The organism is Brenneria corticis, from assembly GCF_003115855.1.
GTDB lineage: Bacteria > Pseudomonadota > Gammaproteobacteria > Enterobacterales > Enterobacteriaceae > Brenneria > Brenneria corticis.
In genome coordinates this window covers 211,531-230,370 of record NZ_KZ819078.1, presented here as the reverse complement: position 1 = coordinate 230,370, position 18,840 = coordinate 211,531, and the positions used below count along the sequence as shown (strand labels likewise).

19 protein-coding genes and 2 tRNA genes are annotated in these 18,840 nt (G+C 55.4%); 6 read left to right on the top strand and 15 right to left on the bottom strand.

Features of this window, described 5'->3' with window-relative positions; all coding sequences use genetic code 11:
- From DDT56_RS11395 to gsiA, 7 genes are all read right to left on the bottom strand, one after another.
- Nucleotides 1-547: ABC transporter permease (locus DDT56_RS11395; protein WP_136166560.1), on the bottom strand; the 547-nt coding region annotated here is incomplete at its 3' end.
- A 38-nt stretch (nt 548-585) separates the two neighbouring features.
- A complete protein-coding gene (locus tag DDT56_RS11390) occupies nt 586-1,668 on the bottom strand; it encodes an ABC transporter substrate-binding protein (protein ID WP_136166559.1) in 1,083 nt (360 codons plus the stop codon).
- 126 nt (nt 1,669-1,794) lie between these two features.
- The gene (locus DDT56_RS11385; protein ID WP_136166558.1) at nt 1,795-1,983 is read right to left on the bottom strand and encodes a hypothetical protein; all 189 of its coding nucleotides are present in this window, start codon (nt 1,981-1,983) and stop codon (nt 1,795-1,797) included.
- A 791-nt stretch (nt 1,984-2,774) separates the two neighbouring features.
- Entirely contained in the window at nt 2,775-3,680 is a 906-nt protein-coding gene (gene gsiD / locus DDT56_RS11375) for a glutathione ABC transporter permease GsiD (protein WP_136166557.1), read from the bottom strand.
- 9 nt (nt 3,681-3,689) lie between these two features.
- Entirely contained in the window at nt 3,690-4,610 is a 921-nt protein-coding gene (gsiC, locus tag DDT56_RS11370) for a glutathione ABC transporter permease GsiC (protein WP_136166556.1), read from the bottom strand.
- Nucleotides 4,611-4,715: 105 nt separating this feature from the next.
- Complete coding sequence (gene gsiB, locus DDT56_RS11365) at nt 4,716-6,260, bottom strand: glutathione ABC transporter substrate-binding protein GsiB (protein WP_136166555.1); 1,545 nt, start codon at nt 6,258-6,260, stop codon at nt 4,716-4,718.
- A 28-nt stretch (nt 6,261-6,288) separates the two neighbouring features.
- Complete coding sequence (gene gsiA / locus DDT56_RS11360; protein ID WP_136166554.1) at nt 6,289-8,187, bottom strand: glutathione ABC transporter ATP-binding protein GsiA; 1,899 nt, start codon at nt 8,185-8,187, stop codon at nt 6,289-6,291.
- Nucleotides 8,188-8,535: 348 nt separating this feature from the next.
- Here gsiA and moeA point away from each other — a divergent pair, with 348 nt between their 5' ends.
- The 3 genes from moeA to DDT56_RS11345 all read left to right on the top strand — a co-directional run bounded on the left by moeA (nt 8,536) and on the right by DDT56_RS11345 (nt 11,288).
- Nucleotides 8,536-9,771 (top strand): molybdopterin molybdotransferase MoeA, encoded by a 1,236-nt coding sequence (moeA, locus tag DDT56_RS11355; RefSeq protein ID WP_136166553.1) that lies wholly within the window; start codon nt 8,536-8,538, stop codon nt 9,769-9,771.
- A 2-nt stretch (nt 9,772-9,773) separates the two neighbouring features.
- The gene (gene moeB / locus DDT56_RS11350; RefSeq protein WP_136166552.1) at nt 9,774-10,529 is read left to right on the top strand and encodes a molybdopterin-synthase adenylyltransferase MoeB; all 756 of its coding nucleotides are present in this window, start codon (nt 9,774-9,776) and stop codon (nt 10,527-10,529) included.
- Between the two features lie 159 nt (nt 10,530-10,688).
- Nucleotides 10,689-11,288: a nitroreductase family protein gene (locus DDT56_RS11345; protein WP_136166551.1), complete on the top strand. Its 600-nt coding sequence runs from the start codon at nt 10,689-10,691 to the stop codon at nt 11,286-11,288.
- A gap of 86 nt (nt 11,289-11,374) precedes the next feature.
- On the opposite strand, the gene DDT56_RS11340 is transcribed toward DDT56_RS11345, so the two are convergent.
- Complete coding sequence (locus tag DDT56_RS11340; protein WP_136166550.1) at nt 11,375-11,665, bottom strand: hypothetical protein; 291 nt, start codon at nt 11,663-11,665, stop codon at nt 11,375-11,377.
- Between the two features lie 19 nt (nt 11,666-11,684).
- The gene (locus DDT56_RS11335) at nt 11,685-12,602 is read right to left on the bottom strand and encodes a lipid kinase (protein WP_136166549.1); all 918 of its coding nucleotides are present in this window, start codon (nt 12,600-12,602) and stop codon (nt 11,685-11,687) included.
- Nucleotides 12,603-12,867: 265 nt separating this feature from the next.
- Between DDT56_RS11335 and DDT56_RS11330 the strand changes: the two genes are divergently transcribed.
- Nucleotides 12,868-14,352: a sensor domain-containing diguanylate cyclase gene (locus tag DDT56_RS11330; RefSeq protein WP_417903694.1), complete on the top strand. Its 1,485-nt coding sequence runs from the start codon at nt 12,868-12,870 to the stop codon at nt 14,350-14,352.
- On the opposite strand, the gene DDT56_RS11325 is transcribed toward DDT56_RS11330, so the two are convergent.
- The 3 genes from DDT56_RS11325 to DDT56_RS11320 form a co-directional block, all read right to left on the bottom strand.
- The gene (locus tag DDT56_RS11325) at nt 14,347-15,258 is read right to left on the bottom strand and encodes an AEC family transporter (protein WP_136166547.1); all 912 of its coding nucleotides are present in this window, start codon (nt 15,256-15,258) and stop codon (nt 14,347-14,349) included. The genes DDT56_RS11330 and DDT56_RS11325 overlap by 6 nt on opposite strands.
- Nucleotides 15,259-15,360: 102 nt before the next feature.
- Complete coding sequence (locus DDT56_RS24395; protein WP_168197609.1) at nt 15,361-15,507, bottom strand: hypothetical protein; 147 nt, start codon at nt 15,505-15,507, stop codon at nt 15,361-15,363.
- A 130-nt stretch (nt 15,508-15,637) separates the two neighbouring features.
- Entirely contained in the window at nt 15,638-15,805 is a 168-nt protein-coding gene (locus DDT56_RS11320; RefSeq protein WP_136166546.1) for a YqaE/Pmp3 family membrane protein, read from the bottom strand.
- Between the two features lie 253 nt (nt 15,806-16,058).
- On the opposite strand from DDT56_RS11320, the gene DDT56_RS11315 reads away from it, so the two are divergent.
- Complete coding sequence (locus DDT56_RS11315; protein ID WP_136166545.1) at nt 16,059-16,514, top strand: cupin domain-containing protein; 456 nt, start codon at nt 16,059-16,061, stop codon at nt 16,512-16,514.
- Nucleotides 16,515-16,724: 210 nt separating this feature from the next.
- On the opposite strand, the gene DDT56_RS11310 is transcribed toward DDT56_RS11315, so the two are convergent.
- Nucleotides 16,725-16,800 (bottom strand) — tRNA-Asn (locus DDT56_RS11310).
- A 109-nt stretch (nt 16,801-16,909) separates the two neighbouring features.
- Nucleotides 16,910-17,707 (bottom strand): DgsA anti-repressor MtfA, encoded by a 798-nt coding sequence (mtfA, locus tag DDT56_RS11305; protein ID WP_136166544.1) that lies wholly within the window; start codon nt 17,705-17,707, stop codon nt 16,910-16,912.
- A 93-nt stretch (nt 17,708-17,800) separates the two neighbouring features.
- On the opposite strand from mtfA, the gene DDT56_RS11300 reads away from it, so the two are divergent.
- Nucleotides 17,801-17,890, top strand: a tRNA-Ser gene (locus tag DDT56_RS11300).
- Nucleotides 17,891-18,146: 256 nt separating this feature from the next.
- Here DDT56_RS11300 and DDT56_RS11295 read toward each other — a convergent pair.
- Complete coding sequence (locus tag DDT56_RS11295) at nt 18,147-18,413, bottom strand: hypothetical protein (protein ID WP_136166543.1); 267 nt, start codon at nt 18,411-18,413, stop codon at nt 18,147-18,149.
- Nucleotides 18,414-18,840 lie beyond the last annotated feature (427 nt).

Genomic DNA, 18,840 nt, shown 5'->3' with positions numbered 1-18,840 from the left:
TGCGCCGCAGGGTTTGCCAGCGCGTCAGGCGCAGCACCTCCCCCAGCTCAATGTAGTTGCGATCGACATTGCGGATCCCCTGCAGCGTATTGAGAAACACCGGGAAGAACACCGACTTGGCGATCACCAGCGTCTTGGCCGGCGCCCCCACCCCCAGCCACAGAATGATTAGCGGCAGCCAGGCGATGCCGGGAATATGGCGGATAGTGTCGAACGTCGGGCCGAAGAAATTTTCCACCTTGCGGGACATGCCGGCGGCGATCCCCAGCAGCAGCGCGGCCAGCGCGCCGAGCAGGAATGACTGCGACACCAGCGTGATGCTGATAAAAAAATCCTGCTCAAACGACTGTTTGGTCACCAGGTCCCAGAACGAGGCGAGCGTTCGCCCCGGCGACGGCAGAAAGACCGGCGGGACCCACTGATAATGGGACGCCGCCTGCCAGCCGGACAAGATCGCCAGCGGCAGGATAAAGCCGATCCAGCTCCCCGATCGCCGGCGGCGTACGGGCTTTGCCGTCGCCACGCCTTCAAGAATGTTATCGCTCATGGTTATCGGTCCTGTGGTTCTGTTTAGGCGAGCGGCGGTCAGTTATAGACCGAATAAGCGCCGCCTTTGAAAAAGCGGGCGTCGACCAGCTTATCGACCTGGGTATCGCTCAGATTGCGCTCGCTCAGGATGTCGTCCCCCTGCGCGATGTACCAGGCCTGGAAGGTTTTGATATTGCTGCGTACGCTGTCGGCGTCTTCCTCGCCGCGCATAAAGTAGAACTGCGACGGATCGGTGATTTGGAACTTGGCGATATGCTCCGGCACGCGGGTAGCTTTGGCGACGATGGCCGCCGCTTCATCGGGGTTCTCATGCGCCCATACTTTGGCGCGATCGACCGCCACCAGAAACGCCTGGATGGCCTGCGGGTAGTTTTCGGCAAACGAACGCATCGCGAAGTAGGAAACCCGGCCGGCGCCGTTGACGTAGACGCCGTCGTCCGGGGTGCGGCCGATCACCTTCACCTGACCGGAGGTATAGAGCGCGGCCGCGCCGGAGGTGCCGAGATGCACCGCCGTGGCATCGATGGAGCCGCTCAGCAGCGCGGCGGCTACCGCGGCGCTGTTATCCATCGACTGGTAGCGCACCCGTCCCTGCTGCTTGCGGGAGTCCAGCGGCAAGCCCGCCTTGGTCAGGATCTCGGTAGGCGCCGTCCAGTAGCAGCTCACCCGGCTGCTGGCGAATTTGCGTCCGTCCAGGTCCTGAACCTGGTTAATCTCCTTGTTGTCCGCCCGAGCGATAATCGGCGTACGGTATTTGTCGGAAGGCTCAGATTCCCAGACGATAACCGCATCCAGTCCGTTGGCGTGATGCACCACCGCCGGATAGATCATGCGCTGCGCCACCGCGATACCGCCGTGGTTGAGGTGCGCCGCCTCCGCGCCCAGCAGTTCGGCGCTGCCTGAGGCGATCAGGTTCACGTCTTCGATGCCGATCTTGTCGAACGCTTCCTTGAAGAAGCCTTTTTCCTGCGCCACCGCGGTGGCGGGGTCGAGTTGCAGCGTAATGCTTTTCAGCGGTTGCGGCGCGCCGGACGCCGTCTGCAACCACAATATCAGCGTGGCGCTCAGCGCCGCCAACGCGGCGGCATGCCTCTTTTTGCTTACTGACTGATTAGACATGGCAAAAATACCTCATATTGAATATGTCGCATAACTGTAGGATGGCGGCGGCTGGCGTATGCGCCGCATCCGGCGATCGGCGCTATTCGCACGACGCGAGCGCCGGACCAAGGCCGGGACGGCGTATCAATGACAAGGCGGAATTCGGTTGCCCTCGGCGGCGGCGGACGCCGCCGGTTGCGCCGCGGTCTTCTCCTGCGGCGCTTCCCGTTGCGGCGACGAGTGGGCCTGCGCCGCCTGCCATCCGCCCAGCGCCCAGCTCAACCCACATAGCGCGGCGATGGTCGTTTTTCTGATTGCAGTAATCCTTGACATGATGCTCCTTTATTAAAGTAATGTTGTTTTTCGGATGTTTTAGGTAAATGTTTTTAACAAATAAACAAACGAATATTTAAAGTTGCACACATCATTTATCAACCAACAAATAGTTATATGGTTACCCAGCAGCCAGTAATAGTTGACCGCGCGTCGGCGCCAAACGGCCTGATGGGCGGATGTAACGGGTTTTCATCGCCGCCAATGCTTGCTACTGCCGAGCGTTTATTAAATAAAAAAACGCCAGGTGCGTTTTTCAACGTCGCTTGCGACGGCCCCTAGGGTTGAGGAATCCCCAGCAAATAATTAAGCATTATTTGATAAATCATCTTAGATAGCAGGATGTGGTTTTTTAAAGGTTTTCCTTCGCGTAAAAAATCGCGCTGAGGTGGGCGTGGCCGCCGGGTGAGCGACAGGACGTCGCGAAAGCCAGTGCCGCGCCGGGAGCGCGTCAATGGCGGCCCGACCAGCGGTCACGAACGCCGAAGGCATCGCGTAGCGACGCGATTTCGCGAAAAGCCCGGGGCCACGGGGCGGCGGCGACTGAGCCGCCCCGTGTCGGGCGCGTGCTGCGACGGTTGCAGAAATCGACTGAGGTTAGTGCGCACGAAACCCTCACTGCGCTTACAGACATTCCTTACCTTGATTTCTGGGGATTCTTCAGCCCGTAGGGTGGTGAGCAGGGACAGCCCGCCATAAAAAAACGCCAGGTGCGTTTTTCAACGTCGCATAAAAAAACCCCGCGATGGGTCACGGGGCTGCGGATGGTTGCTGCGGCTTATGCCGCGCTTTCAGCTTTTCAGCTTCGGATCCAGCGCATCGCGCAGTCCGTCGCCCAGCAGATTGAAGGCCAGCACCGTCAGGAAAATCGCCAGGCTGGGGAAAAGCGCCACGTGCGGCGCGATCACCATATCGGAACGGGCCTCGTTAAGCATGGCGCCCCACTCCGGCGTGGGCGGCTGCGCCCCCAGTCCGAGAAACGACAGGCTGGCGGCGGTAATGATCGACATGCCGATGCGCATGGAGAAATAGACCACGATGGAAGAGACCGTGCCGGGAAGGATATGGCGGAAAACGATCGTCCAGTCGGATGCGCCAATGCTGCGCGCCGACTCGATATAGGTCTGCTGTTTCAGCACCAGCGTATTGCCCCTCACCAGTCGCGCGAACGCGGGAATGCTGAAAATGGCCACCGCGACAATCACATTCGCCATTCCGCTGCCCATAATCGCCACCACGGCAATCGCCAACAGGATGCCGGGAAAGGCGAACAACACATCGCAGATACGCATAATCACCCGATCCCACCATCCCTCATAGTAGCCCGCCAGCAGGCCAAGCGAGGTGCCGATAAGCATGCCTACCCAAACGGAGAAAATGCCGGCTGCCAGCGAAATCCGCGCCCCCAGCAGAATACGGCTGAAAATATCCCGCCCCAGGGAATCCACCCCGAGCCAGTGCGCCATGGACGGCCCTTCATTGAGCCGCTCATAGTCAAAGTAATTTTCCGCGTCATAGGGGATCAGATAAGGCGCCAGCAGGGCAACGACAATCAGCAGCGTCACAAACACGCCGGCCAGCAGCGCCACATGCTGATGGCGGAAACGCCGCCAGAATTCGCGCCACGGCGTGCGGATTCGATTCTCCCCGATCGTCGGCAGAGCCGACATCTGCGCCTTACGTCGCCAATTTATCATTCCCTTTCCTTATTTATAGCGAATCGCCGGGTTAATCGCGGCATACAGCATATCCACCAGCAGGTTGATAAGAATAAATTCCAGCGAAAACAGCAACACTTCCGCCTGGATAACTGGGTAGTCGCGCATTTCAACGGAATCCACCAACAGCCGCCCCAGCCCCGGCCAGTTAAACACCTTCTCAACCACTATCGAGCCGCCGAGCAGAAAGCCAAACTGCAGCCCCATCATGGTGACGACGGGGATCAGCGCATTGCGTAAACCGTGCTTCACCACCACCAGCGATTCGCGCACGCCCTTGGCCCGGGCGGTGCGCATATAATCTTCCTGCATCACTTCGACGAAAGAGGCGCGGGTAAAGCGGGCCATTACCGCGGCGACCGCCGCGCCCAGGGTTATGGAAGGTAAAATATAGTGCCGCCAGCTGTCCGCCCCGACGGTGGGCAGCCAGCCCAGTTCGACGGAAAATATCTGCATCAACATCATGCCGAGAGCGAACGCCGGAAAGGAAATGCCGGATACCGCCAGCGTCATGCCTATTCTGTCAGGCCAGCCGTTGCGCCATACGGCGGAGACCACCCCTATCGCCATGCCGAAAATAACCGCCCACGCCATACTGCTGACCGTCAGCCAGAAAGTGGGCATAAAGCGGGCGGCGATTTCTTCGGTTACCGGCCGTTTGGAAACGATCGACGTGCCGAAATCGCCCCGTAATACATTGGTGAAGAAATGCCAGAACTGCTGCGGCAGCGGTTTGTCCAGCCCCAGATCCTGACGCACCATTTCTATCACCACGGCGTCCGCTTCCCGCCCGGCGGCCAAACGCGCCGGATCGCCCGGCAACAGATGAACAAACAGGAACACCAGCACCAACACGATCAATAAGGTGGGAATCAATCCCAGTAACCGTTTAATAAAATAATTCAGCATGGGCAGTTTTCCACATACATGTGACTGGCTCTCCGTTGAGTGGGATGGTTGCTGAAAATGGGGGACGGCCGATGGCGCGCCGTCCCGCTTGCCCTACCGGCGGGCTTACTCCTGCAGATCCGCCTCTTCAAAGCTGAAGGCGGTATCCGGCATCACATAAAACCCGCTCAGCTTCTTGCTGTTGGCGGAAACCAGCTTCTCGGTCGCCAGGAATACCCAGGGCGCGTCGGCCCAGATTTTATCCTGCGCGTCTTTATACAGCTGCTGCTTTTGCGCCCGATCGGTGGTTTTCAGCGCGTTCGCCAGATCGGCATCAACCTGCGGATTGCTGTAAAACGCGGTGTTGAACAGCGCCGGCGGCCAGGACGAGGTGGCGAACAGCGGCGACAGCGCCCAGTCGGCCTCCCCGGTGGAGGCGGACCAGCCGGTATAGAACATCCGCACCCCGGTCTCTTTCACCCCTTTGCCTTCCACCTCGGCGGCGCGCTGACCCGCATCCATGGCGGTGACCTGCACCTTGATGCCCACCTGCGCCAGCTGCTGCTGGGTAAACTGCAGCACTTTCTGCGCGGTGCTGTGGTTATGCGACGACCACAGCGTGGTGGTGAAGCCATCCGGATAACCGGCCTCCTTCAGCAGCTCGCGCGCTTTGGCCGGATCGTAAGGCCAGGGCTGATACTTCACCGCGTAATCAATGCTTGGCGGCAGCGGGCCTTCCGCCGGGGTGGCGTAGCCGGAAAAAGCCACTTTAATCAACGCGTCCTTGTTAATGGCGTAATTAATCGCCTGCCGCACCTTGAGGTTATCAAACGGCTTCTGCGTGACGTTCAGGCTGATATAGCGATGCAGAATAGAGGGAGTGGAAACCAGCGCCAGTTGGTCGTTTTTCTCCAGCACGGCGGCCTGCTCGAACGGGATCGGATACGCGAAGTGCGCCTCGCCGGTTTGCAGCAGCGCCGCACGAGTATTGTTATCCACTACCGGGCGCCAGGTAATGCTGTCCAGTTTCGGCAGCCCCGACTTCCAGTAGCCGGCAAACTTCTCGGCCTTGACGTAATCGGTCTGATTCCAGGTGACGAAACGGTATGGCCCGGTGCCCACCGGATGGAAACCGATCTCTTTGCCATACTGCTGCAGCGCCGCCGGAGAGATAATCACCGCCGCCGGGTGCGCCAGATTATTGATAAAGGCGGAGAACGGCGTTTTCAGCGTAATTTTTACCGTCTGATCGTCAACCACTTCCGTTTTGTCGATCATTTTAAACAGGTTATAACGCTTCAGGCGGTTTTGCGGATTGCTGGCGCGATCCAGATTCACCTTGACCGCCGCGGCGTTGAAATCGGTGCCGTCATGAAACTTGACGCCGGAATGCAGCTTGATGGTATATACCAGGCCGTCCGGGCTGGTTTCATAACTTTGCGCCAGCACATTGATCAGTTTTATATCCTTGTCGAAACCAAACAGCCCCTGATAGAACGACTTGGCGACGGTTTGCGATAACGAGTCGTTGGCGTCGTAAGGATCCAGCGTGGTGAAATTGGAGCCCACGGCGATAACCGCGTCCTTGGCCGCCCAGGCGGGCGCCGTCGCCATCGCCGCGGCGACGCCGGCGGCAAGTAACCAGCTACGCTTTAAAGTGATAACATTCATCGTGTTATGTTCTCCATATGATTCCCTGTCAATAAGCGCCGGCAATCGGATGATGAGCGACAAAATGCCGCTCGCCAACCTGAACCAGCGGCGCGGTGGTAGGTTCATCGCCTATTGCCCGGATCGGGCTCGGTACTTCGTCAACCAGTAAAACCTGTTCGCGGTGGCGGCGCGACGGATCGGCAACGGGCACCGCCGCCATCAGTTTGCGGGTATAGGGGTGCTGCGGATTCTCGAACACCGCGCTGCGCGGACCGATTTCCACAATCTGCCCCATATACATCACCGCCACCCGGTGGCTGATCCGCTCCACTACCGCCATATCATGCGAAATAAACAGAAAGGCGATGCCGAATTCGCGCTGTAGCTCCAGCATCAAATTGACGATTTGCGCCTGGATGGACACATCCAGCGCGGAAACCGCTTCATCGGCAATCACCACCTTCGGATTAAGCGCCAGCGCCCTGGCGATACAGATACGCTGACGCTGCCCGCCGGAAAACTCATGGGGATAACGTCGCGCGTGCTCAGGCTCCAGCCCGACCCGCGCCAGCAGCCAGGCCACCCGTTTCTCCGCCTCCTGACGGTTGCCGATGCCGTGCACCAATAGCGGCTCCATAATGGAAAAGCCGACCGTCAGACGGGGATCCAGCGAGGCGTAGGGATCCTGAAAAATAAACTGAATATCCCGGCGCAAATGCTGCAAGGTCGCGCCGGTCAGCCGATCAATCTGCCGCCCGTTAAAGGCGATCGTCCCGCTCCGGCTCTCCACCAGGCGCAGCAGCGAACGCCCGGTGGTGGACTTGCCGCAGCCCGACTCCCCCACCAGCGCCAGCGTTTCCCCAGGGTAGAGATCGAAACTCACCTTTTCCACCGCATGGACTTCGCGCGTTATCCGGTTCAGGATGCCGCTGCGCAGCGGGAAACGCGTCACCAGATCTTTCACCTGCAAAATCGGCGCCGCGCCGGCCGGAATGGTATTCTGCGGCTCGCCGTCGGCCAGCGGCCGCGCGTCCTGGTTCAGCAACGGAAATTTTAGCGGAAACGGCTGTCCGCGCATCGAGCCCAGCTTCGGCACCGCCGCCAGCAGCGCTTTGGTATAGCGATGGCGCGGCGCGCTGAAGATGTCGGCGGCGGCGCCGGCCTCGACGTTTTCACCGCGATACATCACCAGCACCCGGTCGGCGATCTCGGCCACCACCCCCATATCGTGGGTAATAAAGATCACCGCCATCGCCATTTCCTGCTGTAAGACCCGGATAAGCTGCAGGATCTGCGCCTGAATGGTGACGTCCAGCGCCGTTGTCGGCTCATCGGCAATCAACAGCGACGGCTTGCAGGAAAGCGCCATGGCAATCATCACCCGCTGACGCATGCCGCCGGAGAGTTGATGCGGGTAGCGATCCAGCACATTGCGGGCTTCGGGGATCCTGACCAAATCCAGCATGCGCAACGCTTCGCGGCGCGCGGCCTGGTGATCCATCCCCTGATGCAGACGAATGGACTCGGCGATCTGTTCGCCCACCGGAAACACCGGATTCAGCGAGGTCATCGGCTCCTGAAAAATCATCGCCAGATCGGCGCCGCGCAGCTTACGCATCAGCGGCTGACGGGCGGTTTTCAAATCCAGCACCTGGCCGTTACGCCGGCGAAACAGCATCTCGCCCTGAGAAATCACGCCTCCCGCCTGTTCGACGAGACGCATCAACGCCAGCGAGGTCACCGACTTGCCCGACCCGGACTCGCCGACAATGGCCAGCGTTTCCCCGCGATCCACCGTAAAGGTCAAATCACGCACCGCATCGGTACGCTGGCCTTGCTGCTCGAAATAGACGCCCAGATCGCGTACCGCCAGCACCCGGCCATCCGGCAGAAAAAGCCCCGACTCCGGGGGAAAAGGCGGCGCATGATGCCGTGAGTGTGTCATTAACGGTGAATCTCCATATAAAACGGGATGCTGGAATGTCATGGCGCGGTTACGGCAAAATAGCTGACGCGGTCATATCCCTGTAAACCACATGACAATTTTTGACTATATTTAGCGCAAAACAGGATGTAAAGCGGAAACTGAAAGGCGGCTTTTATAAAAACGCTGGCAGAACATTATGTTAACGAGCATAACCGCCCCCCTCGTCCGGACGTTTTCCCGACCGCGTTTTTTACCCGCCGCGGCCTGAACTTGACCTGCCCGCGTTCTCCCCCGCCGTAATCTCTGACATAATATTGGCATACGATAAGCGTTTTTGCCTACGGCATAGGCAATCATGGAGTACGGATGAAAAGCGCAAGCACAGATTTATTGACGCTCGAACAGGCTCGGGAACGCATGCTTTCCCGTATAGATGCCATAGCGGAAACGGAAACCGTTTCGCTGTATGACGCGGCGGGGCGGATTACCGCCGGCGCCATCGCCTCCCCGATAGACGTTCCGCCGTTCGCCAATTCCGCAATGGATGGCTACGCCGTCCGCCGCGCGGATTTATCATCCGCCGCGCCGCTCCCGGTGGCCGGCAAAGCCTTTGCCGGCGCGCCTTTTACCGGCGCATGGCCGGCCGGAAGCTGCATCCGCATTATGACCGGCGCCCCCCTCCCCGCCGGCGCCGATGCCGTCGTCATGCAGGAGCACGCCGAGGTGGGCGACGCGGGCGTGCGCTTCACCCAGGCGGTGAAAGCGGGACAGAATATTCGCCTGGCGGGAGAAGATATCCGCGCCGGCGCCGACGTGCTGCCGGCCGGCGTCAAGCTGGGCGTGGCGCAGTTGCCCCTGCTGGCGTCATTGGGGATTGTCCAGGTGGCGGTGGTCCGCCGCCTGAAAGTCGCCATTTTTTCAACCGGCGATGAGCTTCAGCCCGTCGGCCAGCCGCTGCAGGACGGCCAGATTTACGATACCAACCGCTTTGCGGTACGCCTGATGCTGGAACAGTTTGGCTGCGAGGTCCACGATTTGGGGATCGTCCGCGACGACCCGACCGCGCTGCGCGACGCCTTCCACCGGGCGGACATCGACGCCGACCTGGCGATCAGCAGCGGCGGCGTTTCCGTCGGCGAGGCGGATTACACCAAACAGATGCTGGAGGAACTGGGCGATATCCATTTCTGGAAGCTGGCCATCAAGCCCGGTAAGCCCTTCGCCTTCGGGAGACTGCGACATGCCTGGTTCTGCGGCCTGCCGGGCAACCCGGTTTCCGCCGCCTTGACCTTTTATCAACTGGTTCAGCCGCTGTTGGCCCGGCTGTCGGGGTATACCCAGTGGCGCCTGCCGACCCGGATACGGGTGAAAACCACCAGCGCGCTGAAAAAAACGGTGGGGCGGACCGATTTTCAGCGCGGCATTTTCAGCCGTAACCCGCAGGGCGAGCTGGAAGTCGCCACCACCGGCCATCAGGGGTCGCACGTCTTCAGCTCCTTTAGCCTCGCCAACTGCTTTATCGTGCTGGAGGCGGAACGGGGCCATGTCGCCGCCGGCGAATGGGTGGAGATCGAACCTTTTAACGCGCTGTTGGGAAATTGATCATGCTGCCGGAACTCAGTCGCCAGGAGGAGCTGCGTTATAATCGCCAGATTATGCTGCGCGGCTTCGATTTTGACGGGCAGGAAAAATTGAAAGCCGCGCGTCTGCTGGTTGTCGGACTCGGCGGACTGGGCTGCGCCGCCGCGCAATATCTGGCGGCGGCGGGCATCGGGCATCTGACGCTGCTGGACTTCGACCAGGTGTCGCTCTCCAATCTTCAGCGTCAGGTATTGCACCGCGACGACCGTATCGGCATGCCCAAGGTCGACTCGGCGCGCATCGCCCTGGCGGAAATCAATCCGCATCTGTCGCTCGATACCGTCAACGCCAACCTGGATGATGCGGCGTTAAGCGCGCTGGCGGAAAAACACCAGGCGATTGTCGATTGCACCGACAACGTCGCCATCCGCGATCGTCTTAACCGTATTGGCTTTCAGCTGAAAAAACCGCTGATTTCCGGCGCCGCCATTCGCATGGAAGGACAAATCAGCGTATTTACCTACCGCCCGGATGAGCCCTGCTATCGCTGCCTCAGCCGGCTGTTTGGCGAAAACGCGCTGACCTGCGCGGAAGCGGGCGTGATGTCCCCGCTGGTCGGCGCCATCGGCAGTTTGCAGGCGCTGGAGGCCATCAAGCTGCTGACGGGATACGGCCAGGTCATCAGCGGCCGGCTGTTGATTTTCGATGCCATGACGATGCAATTCCGCGAAATAAAGCTGCCGAAGCATCCCGCCTGCCCGGTCTGCAACGGCGGATAAATATCCCCGCCGACGCGCGGTCGGCGCCCGCGCCGTTTATGATAAATTTACCCATCAATAGTAAATATTAATATACAAATCAACACACTATTGTATTGAATGCGCCATATATCAGTGCCACAGTACTGAACCGGGCAATCATGTAAAGAGAAACAGACTATGAGCAACGCTTTTCTGCAGTCCATCAAGAACCGCCGTTCCATCTACGCCATTGGCAATACCTTGCCGATAGCGGAAGATCGGGTGGTATCACTGATTACCGAGACCGTCAGGCATACCCCCTCCTCCTTTAATTCGCAAAGCTCCCGCGTGGTGATTCTGTTTGGCGAACAACACCAGAAACTCTGGGACATCGTTGAACGACAGTTGCAAAAAATCGTGCCTGAAGCGGCTTTCGCGTCCACGGCCAAAAAGATCGCCTCTTTTGCCGCCGGCGCCGGAACGGTGCTGCTGTTTGAAGACACCAGGGTGATTGAGGAATTACAGCAGAAATTCGCCCTGTACGCGGAGAATTTCCCGGTCTGGTCGGAACACTCGACGGCGATTACCCAGTTTGCCGTGTGGTCCGCGCTGGCGCAGGAAAACATCGGCGCCTCATTGCAACACTACAATCCGCTGATTGATGATGATGTGAAAAAACAGTGGCAGCTGCCGGAGAGCTGGAAGTTGCGCGCCCAGCTGCCGTTTGGTTCGATTGAACAGCCCGCGGGTGAAAAAAGTTACATCCCGGATGAAGAACGCTTTCGTATTTTTAAATAGCGGCAACCTTATTAATCTGCGATATTCAGGCCGACCCGGCGGCCGACCTGAATATCTCACCGCCTTGATTGATCCATTATTCGCCGTCAGGCCAGTTTATTAACTTTATTAAAGGGCGCGGCGCAGGTCGGCGCCGCTTCGCTAATAACCTGCTTAATATCGGACGTTCCCGTCCAAACCGACAGAATGGTTGTGGTGGTCCACCACAGATCCGACTGCGCCTTCGCCACAATTTTCGGCGTATCGGCTTTTAAACACGACAATACCTGCCGAGCCGTTTCTTGCGACATATTCGCGGATTCCGCATAGCGGTTTAATTCGCTTTCAATAGGTTCAAACAGAAAGAAAGCCAGTATGGCGGAAATAATTGTTTGCATCGTCATCACTTATATAAGTTTAATTAGCCGCCGCTTTTTGCGGTGAAAATACGCGAATGGCGCGCGCTCTAAGGGTAAATATCGCCGGCGTTTTACCAATCAGTTCGCCGTCGGCGTTAATATCATGCGGTTTTGCGGTATGCAACGTTAAACGGGTCGCGGAAAAAGCCCGTACTTTTCGCCAGCGGCCGTGGGTTCCCCGGCGCAGAAAGGGCGCCAGCGCGATGATTTCCCACCAGTGGGAAACCTCCAGACTATAGACGTCAAGCCGGCCGTCGTCCGGGGCCGCCGTCTGTTCCACCGTCATGCCGCCGCCGTAAAATCGGCCGTTGCCCACGGAAACCTGCACGGTTCTAACCCGCTCGCTGACGCCATCGTGTTCAATTTCGGCCCTGAACGGCCGACTTTGTTTGAGTAATTTAAACGCGGCCAGCGCATATCCCAGCGTTCCCCAGCGCTTTTTAGACTCGGCGGACAGTCCGCGCGCCAGCGCCGACGAAAAACCGATGCTGGAGACATTAAAAAACAGATGACCGTTAACCTCCCCCAGATCGATGGTTCTTAAATATCCGTCGGCAATAATCTGTACCGCCTGTTTTAAATCCCTGGGAATATCCAGGGTGCGGGCAAAATCATTTGCCGTGCCTAACGGCAACACTCCCAGCGGCAGTCCGGTATCAACCAGCGCCTGAGCCGCGGCGTTGAGCGTGCCGTCGCCGCCGCCGATAATAACAAAGTCCACATCATTGGCATGGGCACGAATAATATCGCCGCTGGTGCCTGAATCCTGCGCGTCGGGTTCAATCACCGCGATGCCATGCGCCTGTAATAATTGGTTCACATACGACGTTGATGAATCACCATTTCTCGCTTTTTGATTAATAAATAAAAGTGCTGTTGGGCGACCCTGCTTATTTTTTCGTTGTTCTATTATCATTACCAACCTGACTTAATTACCGTTTTTACCGCTAATTGATAACATCATTTCAGCGGCATTCACAAGTTACATTTAACAACACCACAATAAAATACCAATCATTACATTTCCTCCCGGCGAGGCGGCTTTTTTATTGATGTTTCCCGGTATGCCTGCTTAACTTCCATAAGTAAATTTACCGGCGGTCATGAGGGGCAACGATGATTTTCCGTCTGCCTCTGGTTAGTCGATTACAGGGGGGAACGCTGCGTTGCTGACAGGATCGATGACAAATTCACTCTGGCTGAATAAACCACGGGCAATTGTGTTATTTGCCATCATGCTACTCACCGCGTTTCTGATTATTAGCTGGACCAGCTATGAGGTGGCAAAAAAATCCCTGGAGGCGGACATCAAAGAAAACACCCTGCCCCTGACCAGCGATAACGTCTACTCCGAAATCCAGCAAGACCTGCTGAAACCCATCTTTATCTCATCGCTGATGGCTCACGATACCTTTGTGCGCGACTGGGTGCTCAATAATGAAAACGACCCGCAGGCGATGATTCGCTATCTGAAAGAGATCGACCGTCGCTTCGACACCTTATTTTCCTTTTTTGCCTCCGAGAAAACCAGGCGTTTCTACGACCCCCTGCGCATTCAGCGAATTATCTCGCCGCAATCCCCCGAGGATCAGTGGTATTTTCAGGCCAAAACCCTGTCGGACGACACGCCCTACTTCATCGATATCCGCGTCGATCCTGAAAACCGCTCGCATATGGACATCTTTATTAACCACAAGGTTATGGATTATGAAGGCAATTTCATCGGCGTTACCGGCATCGGCATTCCCGTCGAGCGGGTAAAACAGCTTATCGAAAAATACCAGCAGCGCTATAACCGGACGATCTATTTTGTCGATAAAACCGGTAACGTAACCTTGCATGGCAAAGGCTACGACCGACCGTTGAAGATCCAGCAACAGCCGGGGCTGTCGGCGTTTACCACCGCCATTCTCACGGTGCCCGGCGGCGCTTATGAATACCAGTCACAGGGCAACAAAATATTTCTTAATACCCGACTGCTGCCCGAGTTTGACTGGTACTTGATGGTAGAGCAAAACAGCCACCCCGGTGAGAGACGGCTTTTCGCCACGCTGATGAAAAATCTTAGCGTCAGCGTCGTGGTCAGCATCCTGTTTTTATTCCTGCTGTGGGTGACCATTGGCGGCTATCAGCGCCGTTTGGAGCAAATGGCGACCACGGATAAGCTGACCGGCCTGATGAACCGCCAGGCTTTCGATTATTTCTTTAAACGCCTGTACGCCAGACAGTCGGCTCAACATCAGCCCTTATCCGTCCTGCTGATTGATCTTGATAATTTCAAACTGATCAACGATCGCTACGGGCACGGCGTGGGTGATTTGGTATTGCAAAAAATAGCCCGACTGCTTCAGCAGTCAATACGCCATAGCGATCGGGCATGCCGCTGGGGGGGCGAAGAATTCGTGGTGCTGCTGGATAACTGCAATATCGACAACGCACTGCAACGCGCGGAAACGCTGCGCCACGAGGTTGAAATAACGGCGGTGCCGTATCGCGATGAGACCATTCACATCACTATCAGCTGCGGCGTAGCGCAATGCCGGCAGGATGAAACGCTGGATATGCTGATCAACCGGGCGGATATCGCGTTGTATCAGGCCAAGCAGCAAGGACGTAACCGGGTGGTCAAATCCGGTAATGCCGCCAGCGGATCGCCATCCTTATGACTGCATCAGCGTCAGCAACGTCGTCATGATGGTAATGCTGATGATGACCGATAAAGAGTTGGCAAAGCTGGAGACGGACGCGTACATCACGCTGAATCTCGAGGTAAATAATGGCGCCAGCGACGATACCGGCGAAAACACCGCTACCGCAAGCACCTGACGGATTTCCAGCGGCAGCGGCGTATAGAAATAAAAGGTAACGGCAAACAGGGTGGCGACGCTATAGCGCAGCAACAGCACCTTGGCGACATTCGCCAGCGCCGCCCGGTTAATATTGATTTCCAGCATCATGCCGATAATCAACATGGCAAGAAACGGGTTGGCATTGCCAATGGTCGAGGTAATCAAGGTAATCTGGCTGGGAAGGTACAGATCAAACAGCGCGGCGATCAACAGCAGCATATAGACATCAAAGGGGATGGAGGAAAATAGCCGCTTAAAGGTTTTTTTCAGGCCGGCGCTGCGCCCCGTCGCATGGGATGCCGCAACGTAGCTGCCGCCGGTACAGATAACGGAATTCCCGGCATCAAACAGGCAGGTGGCGACGATGCCCACCGGTCCGAGAAAACTCTGGACATAGGGCAAGGTAAAACAGCCGATGTTGTAGCCCGGCGAATTGATCATATAAAAGGCTTTCTTCTCATCCGGGCCTTTGCGGGCGATCCAGTACCCCGCGCTCATCAGTAAAAGATTACACCCCAGCCCGAGCGCCACCAGAATCAGCAATGAATGATCGACCTTAAAGCTGGCAAACCCGGTGATCACCGCCGCCGGCAAGGTAATATTCATCATGATTTTCGACAGCGCCAGGCTGTCGGAACGTTGCAATACGCCACGCTGTTTCAGCCAGTATCCGATAATAATAACAAAAACAAACGAGAAGGCTTTTATCAGCACATCAACCATGGTGATTCCCCGAACGCGACAAAGCTCGCTGCTGCATCCGCATTTTTAATTAATAGAATGGCAAGGCGCGGATACCTGTACAAACTGCACGTTTATCTTGTTTTAACGCACAAAACGCCGCCCGCCACCAGCGATAAAGGCCGAAATCGATGATGAAACAGACTGTTTTAAGGCGTTGGCGAACGGATATGCGGTAGCAGCAATATGTGAGCAGAATAACATTTGTGGCTGCATACTGAACAGCATCATAGGGGAATCTTTGGCGGGAATACGGCAAAAAACGGACGACGCCAATGACGTCGTCCGTTTGAGATAATGCATCACCTTATGTTGTTTCTTATGCAACCCGCGCGGTAACCGGCTTCGGCGCGGCGCTTACTTAAATACCGTCAGTTTTCGTCTGCACCCAGAAGGCGTGAATCAACCCTGGGAAATATCCCAGCAATGTCAGAATGATATTCAGCACAAACGCCCAGCCGAAGCCTTTCCCCAACAACACGCCTAACGGCGGCAGAATAATAGTAAACACGATGCGCCAAAAACCCATATCAGCCTCCATAATCTGATGATTGACTTTGAAATTAGTACATTGGGCGCAATCTGACAAATTTACTGGCGATAAATGCTTGAATTTACTCCCGGCTGCGGCGCCGATTGATGCAATTGGCGCAATCGCTTGGCCCTCCGTCGCAGGATTGACGTAGTATCCCGCACCGTGCGGCACGCGTTGTAACGCTCTCGTACAAACGGGCTTTAACAAATAGTGGTTAAATATCAACACATCACATGGATTGCAGTAAATGAAAAAAGCAAAATTACTTCTTTTGGCGCTGGCTGTTTTATCCGTATCCATGGCCGGATACGGTGCATCGTCAACGGCAACAGAAAGCGCCGAGGCGCGAATACCGGCAATCAAGCTAATCAATACGCCGGACAACCACTCGGCCTTTTTAACCGGCAGCATTCCGGCTTTGGAAAAGATCCCGGCGCAAAAATTCTGGATCAGCAACTCCACGGAGGATTGGGAGAAAAACGTTCATCCCGCGCCGAGAAAACAGTATGTCATCACGCTGAAAGGCACGCTGAAATTTAAAGTCAGCGACGGCGCCACATTTATCATAGCCCCTGGAACCGTGCTTCTTGCCGAAGATCTCCAGGGAGAAGGACACAGCTGGGAAATCATTGACGGCAGCGAATGGGTACGAGCATACGTCCCTATCATCGATGACAACGATTACTTTATAGTCGATAAGTAGCCACGTATGCGCGGCAAGCCCCGATCAACGGGCTTGCTGATTATAATATCATTGCCTGATATTCTGCCAAAATGCGCGCCACGGCGCGGTTTCCAGTGTTACGCAGCCGGCAATTGCGGCGTATTTGCAACGGGGATGACAGTAACAGAAAGGAAACCAATTGTTTAAAATGCAAAAAGCAGACGCCGCTAGACGTCTGCTTCTTTAAATTGGCTCCCCCGACTGGACTCGAACCAGTGACATACGGATTAACAGTCCGCCGTTCTACCGACTGAACTACGGGGGAATCGTGTGAACGGGGCGCATCATATCCGGCGTCTGCGGTGCTGTCAACGGCAAAATCGGCGTTGTCGTCCGACTGTTTAGACCCTGTACAATTCTTTATTTATCGCCGGTTAATAAATCACGGGCGCCTGGTAGTTGGTGCTGTTTTGCCATGCTTTGAGGCGGCTCAGCGGATCCTGACGGTAGAAACCGGCAAAACATTGGTATAACGCCGGGAATCGTTCAGCCAGTAATTCCGGTGCGCTGAAGAAATATTCGGAAAGCACCGCAAAGCATTCGGCGGGGTCTTGGGCGGCATAGGGATCCATGCTGGCCGCGGCTTCGCCCACCAAATCAATTTCTTCCTGCAACGCTTCCATCGCGGCATGTAAATGCTGTTCCCATTGGGCGATATCGCGCAGCGCGATAGGTGGAACGCCGGTGGCGATACCGCCGCTGCGTATATCCAGCTTGTGCGCCACTTCATGAATAACCAGATTAAACCCGGACAGGTCGAATGAATCCTGTATTTCCTGCCAGTTCAGGACAATCGGCCCTTGATCCCAGCTCTGCCCCGACTGGACAATCTGGCCGGTATGCACCAGGCCGATATCGTCTTGCCATTCGTCATCGACAATAAAGGGACCGGGGTAAATCAGCACTTCGTGGAAGCCGTTCAGGCAATCAAGGCCCAGTTCCAGCACCGGCAAAGCAAATAATAGTGCGATGCGCTGCTGCATGATTTCCGTGAACGCCAGTTCCTGTAAGGGAATAAGGCGTTTTTGCCTCAGCAGCTGGCCGGCAATATTAATCAGCCGCTGCCGCTCCTCATCGTTCAAAGGCGCCAGTAGCGGGATAGAGATTGCAGGCAACCAGAGGTCGAGCGGTTCCGCCTGAAGTTCATTTGTTTTCCACGGCCACTTAATCATGCTGTTGCTCGCTAAATCATCACTTGAGTTTAAAGACAAGAGCTAGTGCTGTTAAAATGCCGCAAAAGCGGGCATTATAGCAACCGCTTAAATGGAGAGATGCCGGAGCGGCTGAACGGGACGGTCTCGAAAACCGTTGAGGGAGCAATCCCTCCGAGGGTTCAAATCCCTCTCTCTCCGCCACTATTCAAACAGTTAGCCCATTGTACGTCTACGACATCCATCACACTTGATATCAAGGTCGTTGTCGGTTAAAAAATAAAAATCAACAACTGTTCAGTCCCATTAAGACATTTGCGGTCATGGGTTAGGTTGCGCTTTAAGTTGCAGATAGGGTACGTCGAAGCCAGCCCAATTATAGCTACGGAAAATTTCATCTGGATCTGGACAACTATGCCCAGACAATCGATCTCGGCCGCGGGATAGTGACAAACGTATATCAGGGCTGAATATGTATAGCCTCTAATATATCTTTAACATGATTTTTTGCCCGCCTAAGCAGTAAAGGTTTTTCGTTTTCGTAATATTTAGTATTAATCAATCGTTCTTTAATCTCCCTGTATGATTTTAAATGCGCGCGGAATTCCTCCTTTTCACTCTGATCCAAACATTTGATAACGTTTTTAATAACGCTGAATGGAACTTTGGCGGTCAAATTAAGCGTTCCCGCCTCAAGCTCCCTACGCCTTGCTTCAAAAAATAACACCAAAGGCTCAACTACCTTATTTCTTTCTCTCTTCTGTTTATTTTTTCTGTATATCAGAAAAAAAACATACGACATGGCCACTAGAAAACTAATTATATATATGTACAATGCCAGCCCTCAATTATTATATTTATAAGTATATTAACTTTACCAGAGTTGATTCTGTAGATCCAGACGGGTTTTACCCTTATCCGATAGCGTTTCTTGACCCCAATTCGGCTCTATTCAAAATCGGAGGCCTTATAATAGTCGTATAATATGGTGCTACTGTTGCTTTCACCCTTTATGCAACGGGCAGGAAATTATAACAAGCCATTGTTTATTATGTATTTTTTAAAATACACTCCGTCTTGGGTGATGCGATAATAAAGAGTAAATCAGCAATATATGATGCTATTTTGTTATATTTTTGCCATTGCAAAAAATT

Excerpts from the sequence above, each read along its gene's own strand:
- DDT56_RS11390 (WP_136166559.1), bottom strand. The coding sequence starts at position 1,668 with ATGTCTAATCAGTCAGTAAGCAAAAAGAGGCATGCCGCCGCGTTGGCG.
- DDT56_RS11385 (WP_136166558.1), bottom strand. The coding sequence starts at position 1,983 with ATGTCAAGGATTACTGCAATCAGAAAAACGACCATCGCCGCGCTATGT.
- gsiD (WP_136166557.1), bottom strand. The coding sequence starts at position 3,680 with ATGATAAATTGGCGACGTAAGGCGCAGATGTCGGCTCTGCCGACGATC.
- gsiC (WP_136166556.1), bottom strand. The coding sequence starts at position 4,610 with ATGCTGAATTATTTTATTAAACGGTTACTGGGATTGATTCCCACCTTA.
- gsiB (WP_136166555.1), bottom strand. The coding sequence starts at position 6,260 with ATGAATGTTATCACTTTAAAGCGTAGCTGGTTACTTGCCGCCGGCGTC.
- gsiA (WP_136166554.1), bottom strand. The coding sequence starts at position 8,187 with ATGACACACTCACGGCATCATGCGCCGCCTTTTCCCCCGGAGTCGGGG.
- moeA (WP_136166553.1), top strand. The coding sequence starts at position 8,536 with ATGAAAAGCGCAAGCACAGATTTATTGACGCTCGAACAGGCTCGGGAA.
- moeB (WP_136166552.1), top strand. The coding sequence starts at position 9,774 with ATGCTGCCGGAACTCAGTCGCCAGGAGGAGCTGCGTTATAATCGCCAG.
- DDT56_RS11345 (WP_136166551.1), top strand. The coding sequence starts at position 10,689 with ATGAGCAACGCTTTTCTGCAGTCCATCAAGAACCGCCGTTCCATCTAC.
- DDT56_RS11340 (WP_136166550.1), bottom strand. The coding sequence starts at position 11,665 with ATGCAAACAATTATTTCCGCCATACTGGCTTTCTTTCTGTTTGAACCT.
- DDT56_RS11335 (WP_136166549.1), bottom strand. The coding sequence starts at position 12,602 with ATGATAATAGAACAACGAAAAAATAAGCAGGGTCGCCCAACAGCACTT.
- DDT56_RS11330 (WP_417903694.1), top strand. The coding sequence starts at position 12,868 with ATGACAAATTCACTCTGGCTGAATAAACCACGGGCAATTGTGTTATTT.
- DDT56_RS11325 (WP_136166547.1), bottom strand. The coding sequence starts at position 15,258 with ATGGTTGATGTGCTGATAAAAGCCTTCTCGTTTGTTTTTGTTATTATT.
- DDT56_RS24395 (WP_168197609.1), bottom strand. The coding sequence starts at position 15,507 with ATGATGCTGTTCAGTATGCAGCCACAAATGTTATTCTGCTCACATATT.
- DDT56_RS11320 (WP_136166546.1), bottom strand. The coding sequence starts at position 15,805 with ATGGGTTTTTGGCGCATCGTGTTTACTATTATTCTGCCGCCGTTAGGC.
- DDT56_RS11315 (WP_136166545.1), top strand. The coding sequence starts at position 16,059 with ATGAAAAAAGCAAAATTACTTCTTTTGGCGCTGGCTGTTTTATCCGTA.
- mtfA (WP_136166544.1), bottom strand. The coding sequence starts at position 17,707 with ATGATTAAGTGGCCGTGGAAAACAAATGAACTTCAGGCGGAACCGCTC.